We start from the raw sequence: 16,335 nt of genomic DNA, 5'->3' as shown, positions 1-16,335 counted from the left end.
CGGTTCACGGCTCCCCCAGGTGGGTCATCCGCTCGGAGATCTGCTCGGCGGACGGTCGGGTCATCTCGCCGGCCAATCGGCCGTCGGCGAGGAACACCACGGTGTCGGCCTGCGCGGCCGCGACCGGATCGTGCGTGACCATCAGCACGGTCTGTCCCAGGTCGTCGACGATCTTCCTGAGCAGTGCCAGGACCTGGCGGCCGCTGCGGCTGTCCAGCGCGCCGGTCGGCTCGTCGGCGCACACCAGGTCGGGCCGGTTGATGAGCGCCCGGGCGATCGCCACCCGCTGCTGCTGGCCACCGGAGAGCTGGCTCGGTCGGCGGTCGTGATGCTCGGCGAGCCCGACCGCGGCGAGGACACTCGCCAGTTGCTCGGGATCGACCGGTCTCTCGGCCAACCGGACAGGCAACGTGACGTTGTCCGCCACGGTCAGCGCACCGAGCAGGTTGTACGCCTGGAAGACGAACCCGATCCGGTCCCGCCGGAGCTCGGTCAACTCGGTCTCCGACAGGCTGGACAGCTCCGTGTCACCCAGCACGGCCCGGCCCGATGTCGGCCGGTCCAGACCGGCCGCACAGTTCAGGAAGGTGCTCTTGCCGGACCCGGACGGGCCCATGACGGCGGTGAACGTACCGCGCGGGAACCCGGCTGTCACCCGGTCGAGAGCGCGTACCGTGGTCTTCCCCGACCCGTACTCCTTCGACACCGAATCCAGTTGCACTGCGTACGACTGTGTCGCAAATGTCGGCATTGCACCCCGGTGCAGCGAGTCGGTCGCGGTGGCCTCGACCGGCGCAACGCGTCGTCTCAATGGGTTTCTGCTGGTCAACCTCATGCGTTCGACGCTAGATTTCCGCGTCGTCGGATAGCGATACCGCGTACCACCGGATGCGAGGTACAGCTGGCTGTAGTGCCGCGGGCGGCGGCCACCGGGCAGACTCGACGCCGTGCCGGGAACGCGAAGGGACGCTGCCCTCGAGGAGGGTACGCAGAAAGGGCATCCTGTGACGTCGGGTCGACGGTGGGTGCAGGCCTGGCGTGGCGGGTCCTACCTCCTGGGATCATTGGCCACCGGGATCGCCACACTGCTCGCGCTGCCGCTGCTGTGCCATCCGAGGCTCGCCCGGCGTTGGGCGAACTGGCACCGTGACCGCGCCGGCCGGCTGCTCGGGACGCCGTTGGCATCGCGCCCTGCCCTGCGCACGACGGGACGCCGCGCATGGGCCGATCCGGCCACCCCCCGCGACCTGCTCTGGCTGCCGGTGAACGCCATCACCGGGGTAGCGCTCGGCCTGCTCACGCTGCTGTGCGTGGGCAACCTCCTGCCCGCCGCGGTCGCCACGCCACTGTGGTGGGCGTTCGCACCGGAGGATCGGCCCCGGCTGTTCATCGACATTCCGGTGACCGGCTGGGCGACAGCCCTCACCCTCGGTCCACTGCAGATTCTCCTGCTCACCGCGCTGGCGTACCTGGCCTTCCCGCCGATCGCTCGCGCACACGCCCGGATCTGCCTGGTAGTGCTGTCACACTCGACGGCCGAACGGCTCGCCGACCGGGTCGCCGTGTTGACCCGCACCCGGGCAGACGTGCTCGACGCACACGGCGCAGAGCTGCGCCGGATCGAACGCGACCTGCACGACGGCACCCAGGCCCGGCTGGTGGCCATCGCGATGCGGCTGGCCGTGGCCCGGCAGGCGTTAACCAACAATCCGCGAAACGAGCAGTTCCTGGAAGACCTTCTTCGGGACGCACACGAAGGAACCGAAGAGGCGATGACCGAACTCCGCGAGGTGATCCGGACCGTCTACCCGCCGATCCTCGCCGACCGCGGCCTCACCGGCGCACTGACCGCGGTGACGGCCCGCTGCGGCGTGCCAACCCGACTGGAGATCGGCAACCTCGAAAAGGTACCGGCGGCCGTGGAGGCCGTCGTCTACTTCGCCGTCGCCGAGGCACTCACCAACGTCGCCAAGCACAGCCAGGCGACCACGGCCGGCGTACGGGTGAGCCGAACGGCAGACCGGTTGTCGGTGGCGATCACCGACAACGGCACCGGCGGCGCCGACGATCGGCGGGGCACCGGCCTTGCCGGGATCCGTCGCCGGGTGCTCGCGCTCGACGGCACCATCGACATCGACAGCCCGGCCGGCGGGCCGACGACGATCACCATGGAGCTGCCGTGCGGGTGGTAATCGCCGAAGACAACGTCCTGCTGGCCAGCGGGCTGGAACTCCTGCTCAACAGCGTGGGGTTCGACATCGCCGCCATCGCGGGCGACGCGGCGGGCTTCCTCACCGCCGTCCGGGACCATCGGCCCGACGTCACCATCGTCGATGTCCGGCTGCCGCCGTCATTTCGCGACGAGGGCATCCGAGCCGCCCTGCGGGCCCGTCGAGAGCACCCTGGCCTACCGGTCCTGGTGCTGTCGCAGTACGTCGAGCAGCAGTACGCCGCCGAACTACTCGCCACCACCGGCGGCGGCGTCGGCTACCTCCTCAAGGATCGCGTCAGCCGGGTGGATGAGTTCGTCGACGCGCTGCGCCGGGTGGCCGCCGGTGGCACCGCCATGGACACCGAGGTCATCGCCCAACTCCTCGCCCACCGCAGGGACCCGATCGCCGTCCTCACCCCCCGCGAACGCGAGGTACTCGCGCTGATGGCCCAGGGACACGACAACAACACCATCGCTGACCGGCTTGTCATCACCGACAACGCCGTACACAAGCACATCGGCAACATCTTCAACAAGCTGGGCCTCGCCGTCACCGACAGCGGCCACCGCCGCGTCCTCGCCGTTCTCACCTACCTCAACGGCGCGGGCCAGATCGGCGGCGACTGAGTACGCCGGTGACTCGGTCAACCGCGGCGACCGCCAACGACGTCCGCCCCGACGCCGGCCAGGACGTCACCACCGAGGAGACACCAGGACAGCGTCGGGGCAGTGACGAACGCCCGGCAGGGCGCACCCGCTCGGCGACAGATCCGGATCTCTGATCGAGGTGTATCGGTGTTCAGCCGGCACTGGCCTGCGAGCAGTAGGTCACGTGTGGGGATGGCCGGTGATGCCGTCCAGGATGGTGGTCAGGTTGTGGTGGAAGGTCTCCTCGGCGTTGAGGTGCGCGCCGTCGATGACGAGCCGGGCGACGGTGGGGTAGCGGCCCGTTTCGAGCATGCGTGTCAGGTAGGGCCCGAGGGCGGCCTGCCAAGCGGACACGTCGGTGCCGGTTGAACGGGCGGTGCGTCGCTCGGTGATCTCCCTGCGGAGTGCTCCGACGATGAACGCGTTGAGGGCACCCACAGCCCGCTGAAGATCGTCGATGCCGCGCACGCCGGGGGCCTGGCTGAGCGCCGCCGCGGTCGATTCGCCCACGGCGAGCGCGTGCGGTCCTAGGTGTGGCCTTCCGCCGAGCAGGTCGGCGAACCACTCATGGTCAAGGGCGGCTTCGCGGGTCGCCTGGGCGAGGGCCAGCACCGTGGCGCGCCACTCGGCGTGCTGGCCGGCCTCGGCGATCTGGGCATACACGGTGTCGACCATCAGATCGAGCAGCTCGGATCTGTTGCTCACGTAGTCGTAGAGCCGCATCGGACCGACGCCGAGTTCTTTGGCGATCTTGCGTACCGACAGCCCCTCGAGGCCGTGCGCGTCGGCGAGCCGGATCGCCGTGGCGGCGATCTTCGCTCGGCTCAGCGGCACCGGCGCCGCCCGCGGCTGGGGCTCGGGCCGTTCCCAGACGGGCACCGGTGCGTTACCGTACGGCGTATCCATGAGGTACAGCGTACGGTAACGGAGATGATGATGCGAATCGCGATCGCCGGTGGTGGCCTTGGCGGCCTGACGCTGGCCCGAATCCTGCACCGGCACGGCATCGACGCGGTGGTGTACGAACGCGAGGCAAGCCGATCCGCGCGATCACCGGGCGGATCGCTCGACCTGCACCCGGAGTCCGGGCAACGGGCCCTGGCCGATGCGGGCCTCGCCGGCCGGTTCCGGTCCGAGGCACGGCCGGAGGGCGAGGAGCATCGCATCCTCGACCCGGCCGGACGCACCCTCGTGCACCACAAGCCACAACCCGGCTCATTCTCCGGACGCCCCGAGATCGACCGCAGCGCACTGCGTGATCTTCTGCTCGATTCACTCCCCGGCGACGCGGTGGCCTGGCAGCACCGGCTCGTCGCGGCGACGCCACGACCCGACGGAGGCTTCGGGCTGACGTTCGATGGCCGCCACAGCGCCGACTGCGACGTCCTCATCGGCGCGGACGGCGCACGCTCGGTCGTCCGGTCGCTGCTCACCGACGCGACACTGTCCTCCGTGGCCACCCTGGTCGAACTCACCATTGGCGACGCCGACCGGCGCCACCCGGATCTCGCCGACCTGGTCGGCCCCGGAAACCTCTGGTGCATCGGCGTGAACCAGATCCTGGCAGCACAACGCCTCGGCGACGGCAGCATCCGAGTCGGCATCTCCCTACCCGCGGACGACCGCCACCTGGACACCTACCGCAGCAAGCGCGCTCTGCTGGACATGTTCGATGGCTGGAACCCCAGCCTCACCGCACTCATCGAAGCCGGCGACAGCCCGCCGACCCCACGCAGGATCGAGGCGATGCCCACCGGTACACGCTGGGCCCACCAACCGGGCATCACCCTCATCGGTGACGCCGCGCACCTCATGCCGCCGGTCGGCGAGGGCGCCAACCAAGCCATGCTCGACGCCGCCGAGCTCGCCGCCGAACTCGCCACCAACCCCGCCGACCCCGACTCGGCGATCCGGACGTACGAGGAGGCGATGTTCACCAGAACCCACCCGATCGCCGAAATGTCCGCACGAGTCCAGGCAATGATGCTGTCCCCCACCGCAGCCGACGACATCATCCGCTTCTTCACGCCACGGCCCACCGAGCCGGCACCCGCAGCTTGACGACACGCGACGCAGCCGGCCTCGCCCTGGCAGATGCTCCTGCCCTGGAAGAGGATGCGCCGCGCGGGGGGTGCGGAACGGCCGGGCTCGTCAGGAGCCGCCGTCGAACCCGGTTCCGGTGCCCGTCAGCGGCTCCGGTCGACCTCGATCCGGGCCTCGTCGGCCAGGCGGTAGCCGACACCGTGGACGGTGGTCACCAGCGGCGTGTCGGCGCCGAACTTGGCGCGCAGCCGGCGGACGTGCACGTCGACGGTGCGGGCCACCGCGTGTTCGTAGCCCCAGACGTTGGCGAGCAACTGGAGACGGGTGAAGACCTGGCGGGGCCGCTCGGCCAGGAACAGCAGCAGGTCGTACTCGATGCGGGTCAGCGCCACGGCCCGGGAACCGTGGTGGACGACCCGGGGCCCGGCGAGGATCCGGACCCCGTCGGGACGCCCGGCGTCCGGGGCCGGGCCGGGGTCCGCGACGGCCGCGGCTCCGCCGGGGTGCGCGACGGCCTGGGCCGGGCGGGGCGCCGCCGGCGGGCCCTCGGCGGCGGCCGGGCGCACGCGGCCCTCCCCCGACTCGGCGAGTTCGCCGATCAGCTCCAGCAGCCGGGCCAGGCGGGGGCTCAGCGGCCCGGGAGCGACGTCGAGGGTGATGGTGAGGGTCGGTGCGGAGCGCGGGCGGACTGGCCCGGGACGGTCGGTCGACTGGGGCCGGGGGGTGAGGGCGACGACGGACATGGAGCCTCCTGGGGACGGCGGTGCCGCCACGCCCGGTGGGGCGGGACGGTCAGGACGGCGCCCGGCCGGCGGTCACCGGGGGCGCGGGAGTGGACGGACGGGGTGGCGGGGTGGGGCCGAGGACGGGCAGGCCGGCGAGCCGCCAGGCGACGAAGCCGCCGACCACGTCCGTGGCGCGGTGCAGCCCGAGGTCCTGCAGGGCGGCGGCGGCCAGCGAGGAGGTGTAGCCCTCCTGGCAGATGACCACCACCGTCAGGTCGTAGCCGACAGCCTGCGGCAGCCGTGCGGGACAGCGCGGGTCGAAGCGCCACTCCAGCACGTTGCGTTCGACCACCAGCGAGCCCGGCACGGTGCCGTGCGCGGCCCGCTGGGCGGCCGGGCGGATGTCGACCAGCAGCGCTCCGCCACGACAGGCTAGGTGCGCCCGCTCGGGATCCAGCCGGTCGAGCCGCGCGCGGGCGGCGGCCAGGATCTCGTCGATGCCCCGGGAGCCCGGCGGCGCCGGGGCCGGACAGGCGTGCGGGTCGGTCTGCGGCATGGTCGTTTCCTCCGGTGGGTGCTGGCGGCCGGTGGCGCGGGACGGTGGGGCGTTCACCAGGCGACCCCGGCCTCGGCCACCTCGGCGGCGCGGAGCCGGCCGTCGGCGAGCAGGTAGCGGGTCATCCGGCGCAGGGCGGGGCGGTAGACGTGGACGCTCACGGCCGGCTCGCCGCCCCGGTTGGTCACCTGGTGCACGTGCCGGGGTCCGAAGCGACGGCCGGAACCGGCGGCCAGGTGGTGCGGGCGCAGCCGGCCCCCGCTGACGGTCTCCTCGGTGAGTGCGCCGGCCACGACGAGGAACGCGCCGCCCGAGCCGCCGTGGTCGTGCAGGTCGGTGCCCTGCCCGGGCAGCCAGCTCAGCGCCCAGACCTCGTGGTCGGCGGTCCGGTCGAGCCGGGCGTACCACCGCGAGGCCGGGTCGAAGCGCAGCGGCACCGGCCATCCGGCCGGGTCGGCGGCCCATGCTCCGGCGATGGCGAGCAGGTCGGGCTGGCGACGGTCGGTCATGGTGGTCCTTCGGGGTACGGCGACGTGCGGAGCCTCAGCTTAGCCTGTAAATCCTATGGGTTTAATAGGTAATTCCGCATGCCGGGACACGAGCGACCCTCCCCAGCGCGCCGGCCGAGCAACCTACCAAGGTGCCGCGCGACTAACCTGGACAGGTGAGTGAGGAACTCGACGCCGAGACGCTGGCGTTCGCACACCGGATGTTCGACCTGGCGCGCGACGGCGGCACCGACGAGCTGGCCGACTACGTCGACACGGGGCTGCCGGTCGACCTGACCAACGACAAGGGCGACACCCTGCTGATCCTGGCGGCGTACCACGCCCACCCGGAGACGGTCGCCGCGCTGCTCGCCCGGGGTGCCGACCACGCCCCCACCAACGACCGGGGGCAGACGGCGCTGGCCGCCGCGACGTTCCGCAGCAGCGCCGACGCGGTCCGGGCGCTGCTCGCCGCCGGGGCCGACCCGCACCACGGCAACCCGTCGGCGGTGGAGACCGCCAGCTTCTTCGACCTGCCCGAGATGCTCGCGCTGCTGACGACGCCGGCCGGCTGACGGCGACGGCCCCCCGCGCCCGGGTCCCGGCCGGTATACAGAGGCGGTGGAAGATCCGCTGCCCGAGCAGATGCGCACCGCCGGCACGGCGCTGCTGGCCGCGCTGGACGAGCCCGCCCGCGCCCGCGCCGCCCTCCGGTTCGACGACGAGCAGGCCCGACGCTGGCTGGAGTACCGGCCACGACCCCGGCCCGGGGTGTGCCTGGCCGACCTGGACCGCGCCGGGCGCAAGGCCGCGCACCGGCTGCTGGCCACCGCGCTGAGCCCACCGGCGTACGCCCAGGCGATGGCGATCGTCGCGCTGGAGGAGGTGCTGGACCGGGCGGAGGGATGGCACCGGGGCCGGCACAGCGGCGACTACTGGGTGGCCGTCTTCGGCGACCCGGCCCGGGACGACGCGTGGGCGTGGCGGCTGGAGGGGCACCACCTCTCGGTGAGCATGACCGTGGTGGCCGACCAGGTCTCCCCCGCGCCGATCTTCCTCGGCGCCAACCCGGCCGCCGTCCGGTACGCCGGCCGCCCCGTCTCCCGGCCCCTGGGCGTCGAGGAGGACCTGGGCCGCGCCCTGCTGGACGCCATCGGCCCGGCCGGCCGAGCCGCCGCGATCGTCGCCGACGAGGCGCCCGGCGACATCATCAGCGCCACCCGCGCCCACGTCGACGCGCCGCTGGAGCCGCTCGGGGTGCCCGCCGACCGGCTCGGCCCCACCGGGCGGGCGCTGCTGGACCAGCTCGTCGCGCTCTACCTGGACCGGCTCCCGCCCGAGCTGGCGATCCGGGAGGCACGCCGGCTGGCCTCGGGGCAGCTGCACTTCGCCTGGGCCGGCCCGACCCGCCCCGGCCAACGCCACTACTACCGGGTGCAGGGCGACGACCTGCTGATCGAGTACGACAACACCACCGACGACGGCAACCACGCGCACACCGTGCTGCGCCGCCCGGCCAGCGACTTCGGCGCGGACGTCCTGGCCGCCCACCACGCCGAATCCCACCCGACCCGCTGACCCGCCCCCGCCACCCTTTCCGCCCCCCCGCGATCTTGCACTCTCAGCCCCCGGATCGGGCGGAATTGCCACCTTCGTCCGGGCGCCAAGTGCAAGATCGCGGGGGCGGGGGCGGGGGCAGGGGCAGGGGCGGGGGCAGGGGCGGGGTGGGTCAGGGGCGGGGGCGGGCCAGGTCGACGGTGGAGCCGGAGACGCCGCCCAGCGCGTCGAAGGTGGTCGCCTCGGCCCGGCGGCCCGCGTCGAACAGCCGCACCAGCCGGGCACCCAGCCGGACGCCGACCGCACCGACGGCCAGGGCCACGACCTCGGTGAGCAGCAGCACGACGCTGGCGCCGCGCCGCGGCGCGTCCGCGCGGACGAGGCAGGACACCAGGAACAGCGCGGCCATCGCCACGTTCACCAGGTTGAAGGTCACCGCCGTGCGTCGGGTCCGGCCGCCCGGCACGTCCCACAGGTCGATCATGCCGGCCACGGCGGCCAGCGCGGCGGCGAACAGGGCCGCCACCGAACTCCAGTAGCCCACCTCGCCGAGGAAGACCGGTCCCCCGAGCACGTCGGTCAGGTCGAACACGGTCGCGCTCACGAAGAGCCCGAACGGGAACGTCACCAGCATCGGTTGGATCGGGTGCCCCTGCACCCGAAGCCGGCTCTGCATCGTTCCTCCCCCAGGTCGGCTCACCCCACGAATACAGAGTGCTACCCGGGCGCTCCCAGGGCGAAACGACACGCGCCCCATCGGCCCCACATGTCACGGCGGACGGGGCGGCGACGGGGCTCAGGTGTCCCTGGGGCGTGACACGGTGCTGACCAGCCGGTCGGCCACCTCGCGCAGCGGGATGTCCAGCGACGACGCGGCGCTGCGCAGCACGTCGAGAGCCTCCTCGGCCGGGCAGCCGCGCTGGGTCATGATGACCCCGATCGCCTGCCCCACCACCCCGTCGCCGAGCAGCGACGAGTCCAGCTCCCCGGCCCGGGCCGCCCGGCGCGCCCGGTCGCGGACCGCCGCGAGGAGCAGCCCGGCGTGCTCGGCGAGCAGCATCGCGGTGAGCTGGTGCCCGGGGGTGAGCAGGTCGGCGGCGCCGGCGTAGAGGTTGATCGCCCCGATCACCTGCTCGTCGACGTCGACAGGGGCGGAGATCACCCCGTGCACGCCCAGCTCCCGCGCGCGGGGCGTCCAGGTCGGCCAGCGCGGCTCGCGGCCCAGGTGCTCGGAGAGGATCATCTCCCGCCGCCGGATCGCGTCCATCGCCGGCGAGTCCGGACCGTGCCGCAGGTCGTCCAGCCCCGCCAGCCGCTCGTCGGAGGCGGCCACGCCGGCCGGCTCCCCGGCCCGCAGCGCGGTGAAGCCGCACCAGCTCACGCCGTCCACCGCGTCCCGGCCGATGCGCACCAGCGCCGCCAGCGCCTCGTCGAAGTCGTCGACGGCGATCAGCCCGGCCGTCAGCTCCCGCAGCAGGGCGGCCGTCTCCAGGACGCCCAGCCGCTCCACCGCCGGGTCCCGCATCTCCAGGTTCACCGCGGCACAGCCTCCACCGACCCCGCGCGTGCCCCCGCACGCCCGACCGGCGCCGTCACCCGTTCCATCTTCTGATCTCTCCCGACTCTTCGGACCCGCCCTACTACCCTCGCAAACCGGGGTCGAAACGGCGCAAAAGGGGGCCCCTTTCGGCGCCGCGTGGCGCGAAAGGGGCCCCGACGCGTCAGCGGGAGCCGGCGCTGAGCCGTCGACCCACGGAAGCGATCAACCGGTCCAGCTCGGAGCCGAACGGGTTGTCGTGCACCAGGTACGTCCAGGTGGCGCTCGGCCGCACCAGCTTCGCCTCGTCCGGCTCCCAGTCCTCGCCGAACTCCGTCTCCTCGAAGGTCGCGATGGTCCGCGTCTCGATCTCCGGGATCAGGTTGTTGAACGCCGGCACCGCCGCCCGGTGGAACTCGTCCAGCGGGTCGAGGCGGCCGAGCGCGCGCAGGTGCACGCCCTCGCGCACCTCGGACAGCTCGGCGAGGTGCTCCGCCCAGAGCCGGTCGAGGTGGTAGAGGGCGATCGACCGGGCGACCCGGGCGAGCAGGTCCTCGTCCATCTCCTCGGCCTTCTCCGGCACCCGGTCCAGCAGCATCAGCGCCGCCACGTCGCTGGTCAGCAGCCGCTCCCGCCGCTCGGCGAGGGCCTTGCGCTGCTGCTCGATGACCACGCTGTAGCGCCAGGTGTTGCGGTGGATCTCGTGGTTGACGCCCTCGGCGACCCGCTGGGCGTGCTCGACGGCGTAGTCGACCTGCTCGTCGGTGACCAGGCCGTCGGCGTTCATCCGGGGTGACGCCGGGACGGCGTCGCCGGCGTGCCGGACGACCAGGTCGTCCTCGAGGCTGACGAAGAAGACCGAGCCACCCGGGTCGCCCTGGCGGCCGGCCCGGCCGCGGAGCTGGTCGTCGACCCGCCGGCTGTCGTGCCGGCCACTGCCGATCACGTAGAGGCCGCCCAACTCGGCGACCCGCTCCCGGTCGGCCTGGTCGCTGCCGCCGAGCCGGATGTCCACGCCCCGGCCGGCCATCTGGGTGGAGACGGTCACCGCGCCGTACGCGCCGGCCTCGGCGATGATCGCCGCCTCCTCGTCGTCGTTCTTGGCGTTGAGCACCACGCAGGGCACCCCGGCGGCGTTCAGGCCGGCCGCCAGCCCCTCGGACTCCTTCACGTCCAGCGTGCCGACCAGCACCGGCCGCCCCGCCGAGTGGCAGCGCGTGATCTCGTCGATCAGCGCCTCCTCCTTCTCGGCGCGGGTGGCGTAGATCCGGTCCGGCTCGTCCTCACGGACGCACGGGGTGTTCGGCGGGATCACCGCCACCTCGAGGCCGAAGAACTCCCGGAGCTGGTCGCCCACCAGCACCGCGGTCGCCGTCATGCCGCACACCGTCGGGTAGAGGCCGACGTACGCCTGCACGGCGATGGTGCCGAGCACCTCGCCCTCGGCGGTGGCGTCCAGGCCCTCCTTGGCCTCCACCGCCGCCTGGAGCCCGTCCGGCCAGCGGCGGCGCTGGGCCACCCGGCCGCGCATCTCGTCGATCAGCTCGACGGTGCCGTCGCGGACGATGTAGTCGACGTCGCGGTGCAGCAGGGCGTGCGCGTGCAGTGCCACGTTCACCGCCGAGAGCTGCGCGACGTGCTCCTCGTCGTACAGGTCGATGCCGAGCTTGGCCTCGACGGCGGCCAGGCCGGCGGCGGTGAAGGCCACGCTGCGGCCATCCTCGGCGACCGTGTAGTGCTTGCCCTTGCGCAGGCCGCGCACCAGGGCGGCGGCCGCGTGCACCGGGTCCTGCTCGCCGGCGACCGCGCCGGCGAGGACCATCGGCACCCGGGCCTCGTCGATGAGGATCGAGTCGGCCTCGTCGACGATCGCCGTGCGCAGCGGCGGCTGCACCCGGTCGTCGATGTCGGTCACGAGCTGGTCGCGCAGGTAGTCGAAGCCGGCCTCGCTGACGGAGACGTAGGTGACGTCGCAGGCGTACGCGTCGCGCCGCTCCTGGGGGGTGGATGCCTCGTTGACCCAGCCGACGGTCAGGCCGAGCAGGGTGTAGACGGGCTCCATCCACTGGGCGTCGCGGCGGGCCAGGTAGTCGTTGACGGTGAGCACGTGCACCGGGCCGTTGCCGAGCCGGACGTGCCCGTACGCGGCGACGGTGGCGGTGAGCGTCTTGCCCTCACCGGTGGCCATCTCGGCGACCTTGCCCGAGAGCAGGGCCATGGCGCCGAGCAGCTGCACGTCGTACGGCCGCTGGTCGATGCCGCGGCGGGCGGCCTCCCGGCCGATCGCGCAGATCTCCTCGTAGCCCGTGGCCGTGCCAGCGGCCTCGGTCAGCTCGGCGTCGTCGAGGGCCGACAGCTTCTCCTCGCGCGCCTCGATGGCCGGCAGCAGCTTCTCCAGCGGCCCCAGGTCGACCGTCGTCCCCGGGCGCTGGAGGAACCGGCGGAACCTGCTCTTCAAGCGTTGCGACACACCCATGAGCGGCAACGGTACGCGACCGGGCCGGGTAGCGGCGGCCCGCCCGGCGCGGCGCCGCGCGGGGTGTCGCCGCCGGGCGGGTCGGGCCGCCCGCCGCTCAGGTCACCAGGAGCTGGTGGGCGGCCAGCTCGCGGTAGAGGGGGCTGGTCACGGTCAGCTCGTCGTGGGTGCCGGTGGCGGCCACCCGCCCGCCGTCGAGCACCACGATCTGGTCGGCGTCGACGACCGTGGAGAGCCGGTGCGCCACGATCAACAAGGTCCGCCGGACGGCCACCGCGTCGATGGCCCGGCGCAGCGCGGCCTCGTTGCGGGCGTCGAGGTTGCTGGTCGGCTCGTCGAGCAGCAGCACCGGCGGCCCGGCCAGCAGGGCCCGGGCGATCGCCAGCCGCTGCCGCTCGCCGCCGGAGAGCAGCACCCCGCCCTCGCCCACCTGCACGGCCAGCCCCTCCGGGGCCCGCTCGGCGAGATGACCGAGGTTGACCTCGTCGAGCACCGCGCGCAGCCGGTCGTCGGTGGCGTCCGGCGCGCTGATCAGCAGGTTCTCCCGGAGCGTGCCGGCCAGCACCGGCGCGGACTGCTCGACGTAGCCGAGGCGGGCGCGCAGCGCGTCGCGGGGCAGGTCGCACACGTCCACCCCGTCCAGCCGCAGGGTGCCCCCGGTCACGTCGTAGAAGCGCTCGACCAGGGCCAGCAGCGTCGACTTGCCGGCGCCGGAGGGGCCGACGAGTGCCGTGCGGGTGCCGGCCGGCACGGTGAAGCTGACCTCGCGCAGCACCGGCGGGCCACCCGGGTAGTGGAAGTCGACCCGGTCGAACTCGACGGCCGCCGGTGCCCCGTCGGCGGTGTTCGGCCAGGTCGGGGCGGCGGTGTGACGGACGGGCGCGGGGCGGTCGGCCGCGCCCTCCACCGGCACCGCGAGCACCTCCTCGATCCGCTGCAACGCGCCCAGCCCGGTCTGCAACTGGGCGTAGGCGTGCACCGCCTGGCCGAGCGGCAGCACCAGGAAGAACAGCAGCATCACGAACGCGACCAGGTCACCCACGGTGATCACGCCGGCCGCCACCCGCGCCCCGCCCACGCCCAGCACCAGCAGGAACGCGCCCTGGATCGTGACCGTGCTCACCGGGCCGACGAACGCCTGCACCCGGGCCACCCGCAGCCCCGCCGCGTACGCCTGCGCCGCGCTGGCGCCGACCGTGTCGGCCTCGCGCCGCTCCGCCCGGGCCGCGCGGATCGTCCGGACGGCGGAGATCGCCCGCTCCACCGCCGAGGTCATCTCCCCGATGCGCTCCTGGGCGGCCCGGGCCAGGTTGCGCATCCGGTGCGCGAAGGCGACCGCGAAGCCGACCCCAGCGGCCACCCCGAGCAGGGTCACCCCGAACAGCACCGGGTCGAGCAGCACCATCGCGCCGGCCGCGCCCAGCACCATCACCGCGCCGGTGACCACCTCGAACAGCCCGGAGGTGACCACCGCCCGCAGCAGCGTGGTGTCCGAGCCGACCCGGGACAGCAGGTCGCCGGTGCGGCGGCGGTCGTACTCGGCGATCGGCAGCCGCAGCAGGTGCCCGGCCAGCCGCCGCCGGGTGCCCAGCACGACCCCCTCGGCGGTGCGTTGCAGCAGGTAGTCCCGCAGCCCGCCGAGCGCCGCGGCCCCCAGCACCAGGGCGACCAGCACCGCCACCAGGCCGGCCACCGGCCGGGCCGCCGACACGCCGTCGAGCACCGCGCGGGTGAGCAGCGGCTGCGCCAGCGACGCCGCCGCCCCGGCCAGCGACAGCGCGGCCACCACGGCGAGGGTGCCGCGGTGGGCGCGCAGGTACGGCAGCAGGGCGGCGAGGCCGACCCGGTGCTCCCCCGGGGCGGCCGCGGGGTCGCCGGCGGGAGCCTCGGCGGGGGCGGGAGCGGCGGCTGCGGGGGCGTCGGCGGTCACGACGCGGTCCTGGCGGTCATGCCCGCCAACGGTAACCGGCCCCGGCATCCGCCCCGGCCGGACGCGGATGTCAGACGGTCAGCACCACCTGGAGCTCCTGCCGGCGCCGCTCGGCCAGGTCGGTCAGCAGCGTCGGCGCCTCCTCGAACGGCACCACCGCCGACACCAGGTGCTTGCGGACCACGTCCCCGTACGCCCGCAGCAGGTCGATCGTCTCGGCGGAGAGGCGCTCGCGGTCCCAGGTGGGGGCGAGCCCGCGCGGCACCCGGCCGATCTGCGCGCAGCGCAGCGACAGTCCGTTGTGGTGGAACTCCTCGCCGAACCGCACCGCGTCCGCGCCGGCCTGGTAGAAGGCCAGGTCGACGACCGTGCCCTGGGGGCGCAGCAGGCGCAGCGCGAGCTGCAACGCCCACGCCTGCCCCCGGCACTGGAACACCACGTCGGCGCCCCGGTCGCCGGGGCCGTGTGCCCAGCGGGTCTTGAGGACCACCGCCGGGTCGTCGGCCTCCGGGTCGAGGGTCTCCAGGCCGAGCGCCTCGGCGACGGCCCGCCGCTGCGGGGTCGGGTCGAGCACCACCACCGAGGCGGCGCCGTGCCGCTTGGCGAACAGGGCGGTGAGCAGGGCCACCACCCCGCTGCCGACGACGGCCACGCGGCGGCCCCGGACGCCGTCGCCCAGCGACCGCACGTCGGCGCCGTGCAGGTCGGCGGCGGCGTGCAGCACCCCGTTGGCGCAGATCGGCCCCATGTGCGCCACGTAGACGCCGAGCACCGGGTCGATGTCGTCGGGCAGCGGCACGAACCGCTCGGCGACCGGGTCGGCGACCCAGCCGGTGCGGTGGCCGTACGTCATCGCGCCGACGGTGCCCACGGCGACGGCCGGGGTGCGGCTCTCCACCACCCGGCCGACCTGCATGTAGCCCAGCCGGGTCACCGGGTAGGGAGTGCTCGCCCCGCCCGGCTGGAACAGGCCGAGGTCGGCGTTCCAGGTGACGTGCAGGTAGGGGTTGGTGCCCTTGACGTAGCTCAGCTCGGTGCCGGCGGAGACGCCGCTGAACAACGTCTCGACCCGGAACGTGCCGTCGGTCAGCTCGGCGGCGTCCTGCTCGACGAGTTCCACCCGGCCCGGGCCGCTGACCACCACCACCTTGTCACGCATCGACGGTCACCCCCGTGGCGAGCGGCGCGGCGGCCGGGCGGTCCAGGCGTACGGTCCGGCCGGTGCGGGCGGAGTCGGCCACCGCGAGGGCGAGCCGCTGGGTGCCGAGCGCCTCGGCGTACGGGACGCGGACGTCGTCGCCGACCCCGCGGACCGCGTCGACGAAGGCCCGGTCGACGGCCACCCGGGCGGCGTCGGGGTCGGCGCCGAAGCGACGTTCGCCGTCGGCGTCGCGGACCACCAGGCTGTCCTCGGCCAGCGACAGGGCCAGCCCGTCGGCGAGGATCTCCACGCCGGCGCGGTGTTTCCAGCCGAGCACGCAGGCGGCGGTCAGCGTGCCGACCGCCCCGCCGGCGAACCGCAGCGCCGCGGTGGTCACCGAGTCGATGTCGGCGCCGTCGACCGGCGGCGGCGTCCCGTTGCCGTACGCGGTGACCTCGGTCGCCTCCCCGACCAGCGTCCGCACCAGGTCCAGCACGTGGGCGGCCTGCTCCACCACCGGTCCCCCGGAGCGGTCCCGCCTGGACCACCAGGCGGCCGGGGGCACCTTGTCCCACCACGCGCCGCAGACCATCCGCACCGGACGGCCGGCGAGCAGCTCCCGCGCCTGCTGCACCACCGGCAGGTACCGCCAGTGGTGTCCGACGCCGGTGAGCAGCCCCCGCCGGGCGACCAGGTCGGCGATCCGCTCGGCCGTGGCCAGGTCGACCGCGACGGGCTTCTCCACGAACATCGGCACCCCGGCCGCGATCACCGCCTCCTCCGCCGGGCCGTGCGCGAACGGCGGCACGCAGACGTACACCGCGTCCGGCCCGGCGGCCAGCAACTCCTCCACGCCGTCGAACGTCCGGGCGCCGTGCGCGCCGGCCAGTTCCGCCGCCGCCGCCGGGACCACGTCGGTCACCCCGAGCAGTTCCACGTCCGCGAAGCCACCCAGCACCCGGGCGTGGCGTTGCGCCACCCCGCCGGCCCCTACCAGTCCCACCCGGCACGTGCGCATGTAA

The 16,335-nt window shown here is 74.0% G+C and carries 16 protein-coding genes; 5 read left to right on the top strand and 11 right to left on the bottom strand.

The annotated features are described in order from the left end of the window. Positions 1-4: 4 nt before the first annotated feature. Positions 5-751, bottom strand: coding sequence for an ABC transporter ATP-binding protein (locus ACGFZ2_RS01670; RefSeq protein ID WP_393448990.1), 747 nt, complete (start codon positions 749-751; stop codon positions 5-7). Between the two features lie 313 nt (positions 752-1,064). On the opposite strand from ACGFZ2_RS01670, the gene ACGFZ2_RS01665 reads away from it, so the two are divergent. Continuing rightward, on the top strand, positions 1,065-2,192 hold the full coding sequence (locus ACGFZ2_RS01665) for a histidine kinase (protein WP_393448987.1): 1,128 nt from the start codon (positions 1,065-1,067) through the stop codon (positions 2,190-2,192). Further along, on the top strand, positions 2,180-2,839 hold the full coding sequence (locus ACGFZ2_RS01660) for a LuxR C-terminal-related transcriptional regulator (RefSeq protein WP_393448984.1): 660 nt from the start codon (positions 2,180-2,182) through the stop codon (positions 2,837-2,839). Before ACGFZ2_RS01665 ends, ACGFZ2_RS01660 begins: the two co-directional genes overlap by 13 nt. Before the next feature lie 201 nt (positions 2,840-3,040). On the opposite strand, the gene ACGFZ2_RS01655 is transcribed toward ACGFZ2_RS01660, so the two are convergent. Further along, a complete protein-coding gene (locus tag ACGFZ2_RS01655; protein ID WP_393448981.1) occupies positions 3,041-3,694 on the bottom strand; it encodes a TetR/AcrR family transcriptional regulator in 654 nt (217 codons plus the stop codon). Between ACGFZ2_RS01655 and ACGFZ2_RS01650 the strand changes: the two genes are divergently transcribed. Next, positions 3,638-4,921: an FAD-dependent oxidoreductase gene (locus tag ACGFZ2_RS01650; RefSeq protein WP_393448978.1), complete on the top strand. Its 1,284-nt coding sequence runs from the start codon at positions 3,638-3,640 to the stop codon at positions 4,919-4,921. The two genes, ACGFZ2_RS01655 and ACGFZ2_RS01650, sit on opposite strands and share 57 nt — an antisense overlap. 125 nt (positions 4,922-5,046) lie before the next feature. On the opposite strand, the gene ACGFZ2_RS01645 is transcribed toward ACGFZ2_RS01650, so the two are convergent. The 3 genes from ACGFZ2_RS01645 to ACGFZ2_RS01635 are packed head-to-tail and all read right to left on the bottom strand — an operon-like array spanning position 5,047 to position 6,693. Continuing rightward, positions 5,047-5,646, bottom strand: coding sequence for a winged helix-turn-helix domain-containing protein (locus tag ACGFZ2_RS01645; protein WP_393448975.1), 600 nt, complete (start codon positions 5,644-5,646; stop codon positions 5,047-5,049). Between the two features lie 49 nt (positions 5,647-5,695). Next, positions 5,696-6,184, bottom strand: coding sequence for a rhodanese-like domain-containing protein (locus ACGFZ2_RS01640; protein ID WP_393448972.1), 489 nt, complete (start codon positions 6,182-6,184; stop codon positions 5,696-5,698). 53 nt (positions 6,185-6,237) lie between these two features. Continuing rightward, positions 6,238-6,693 (bottom strand): cysteine dioxygenase, encoded by a 456-nt coding sequence (locus ACGFZ2_RS01635; protein ID WP_393448969.1) that lies wholly within the window; start codon positions 6,691-6,693, stop codon positions 6,238-6,240. Between the two features lie 200 nt (positions 6,694-6,893). On the opposite strand from ACGFZ2_RS01635, the gene ACGFZ2_RS01630 reads away from it, so the two are divergent. Together ACGFZ2_RS01630 and ACGFZ2_RS01625 are read left to right on the top strand one after the other, a co-directional pair. Further along, positions 6,894-7,247 (top strand): ankyrin repeat domain-containing protein, encoded by a 354-nt coding sequence (locus tag ACGFZ2_RS01630; RefSeq protein WP_393450186.1) that lies wholly within the window; start codon positions 6,894-6,896, stop codon positions 7,245-7,247. 46 nt (positions 7,248-7,293) lie between these two features. Then, positions 7,294-8,250: a DUF3500 domain-containing protein gene (locus ACGFZ2_RS01625; protein ID WP_393448966.1), complete on the top strand. Its 957-nt coding sequence runs from the start codon at positions 7,294-7,296 to the stop codon at positions 8,248-8,250. Between the two features lie 151 nt (positions 8,251-8,401). Here ACGFZ2_RS01625 and ACGFZ2_RS01620 read toward each other — a convergent pair whose 3' ends face one another. From ACGFZ2_RS01620 to ACGFZ2_RS01595, 6 genes are all read right to left on the bottom strand, one after another. After that, positions 8,402-8,905: a DUF2231 domain-containing protein gene (locus ACGFZ2_RS01620; protein WP_393448964.1), complete on the bottom strand. Its 504-nt coding sequence runs from the start codon at positions 8,903-8,905 to the stop codon at positions 8,402-8,404. 120 nt (positions 8,906-9,025) lie between these two features. Next, complete coding sequence (locus ACGFZ2_RS01615) at positions 9,026-9,766, bottom strand: GAF and ANTAR domain-containing protein (RefSeq protein ID WP_393269930.1); 741 nt, start codon at positions 9,764-9,766, stop codon at positions 9,026-9,028. A gap of 184 nt (positions 9,767-9,950) precedes the next feature. Next, positions 9,951-12,242 (bottom strand): accessory Sec system translocase SecA2, encoded by a 2,292-nt coding sequence (gene secA2 / locus ACGFZ2_RS01610; RefSeq protein WP_393269927.1) that lies wholly within the window; start codon positions 12,240-12,242, stop codon positions 9,951-9,953. A gap of 97 nt (positions 12,243-12,339) precedes the next feature. Continuing rightward, positions 12,340-14,172, bottom strand: a complete 1,833-nt coding sequence (locus ACGFZ2_RS01605) for an ABC transporter ATP-binding protein (RefSeq protein ID WP_393448961.1) — start codon at positions 14,170-14,172, stop codon at positions 12,340-12,342. A gap of 70 nt (positions 14,173-14,242) precedes the next feature. Further along, positions 14,243-15,331, bottom strand: coding sequence for a zinc-binding alcohol dehydrogenase (locus ACGFZ2_RS01600; protein ID WP_393269923.1), 1,089 nt, complete (start codon positions 15,329-15,331; stop codon positions 14,243-14,245). After that, positions 15,324-16,331 (bottom strand): Gfo/Idh/MocA family protein, encoded by a 1,008-nt coding sequence (locus ACGFZ2_RS01595; protein ID WP_393448958.1) that lies wholly within the window; start codon positions 16,329-16,331, stop codon positions 15,324-15,326. Before ACGFZ2_RS01595 ends, ACGFZ2_RS01600 begins: the two co-directional genes overlap by 8 nt. Positions 16,332-16,335: the final 4 nt, after the last annotated feature.

Source organism: Micromonospora sp. NPDC048063 (assembly GCF_043202855.1).
Lineage (GTDB): Bacteria > Actinomycetota > Actinomycetes > Mycobacteriales > Micromonosporaceae > Micromonospora.
This window is presented reverse-complemented; position numbering and strand designations above follow the sequence as displayed.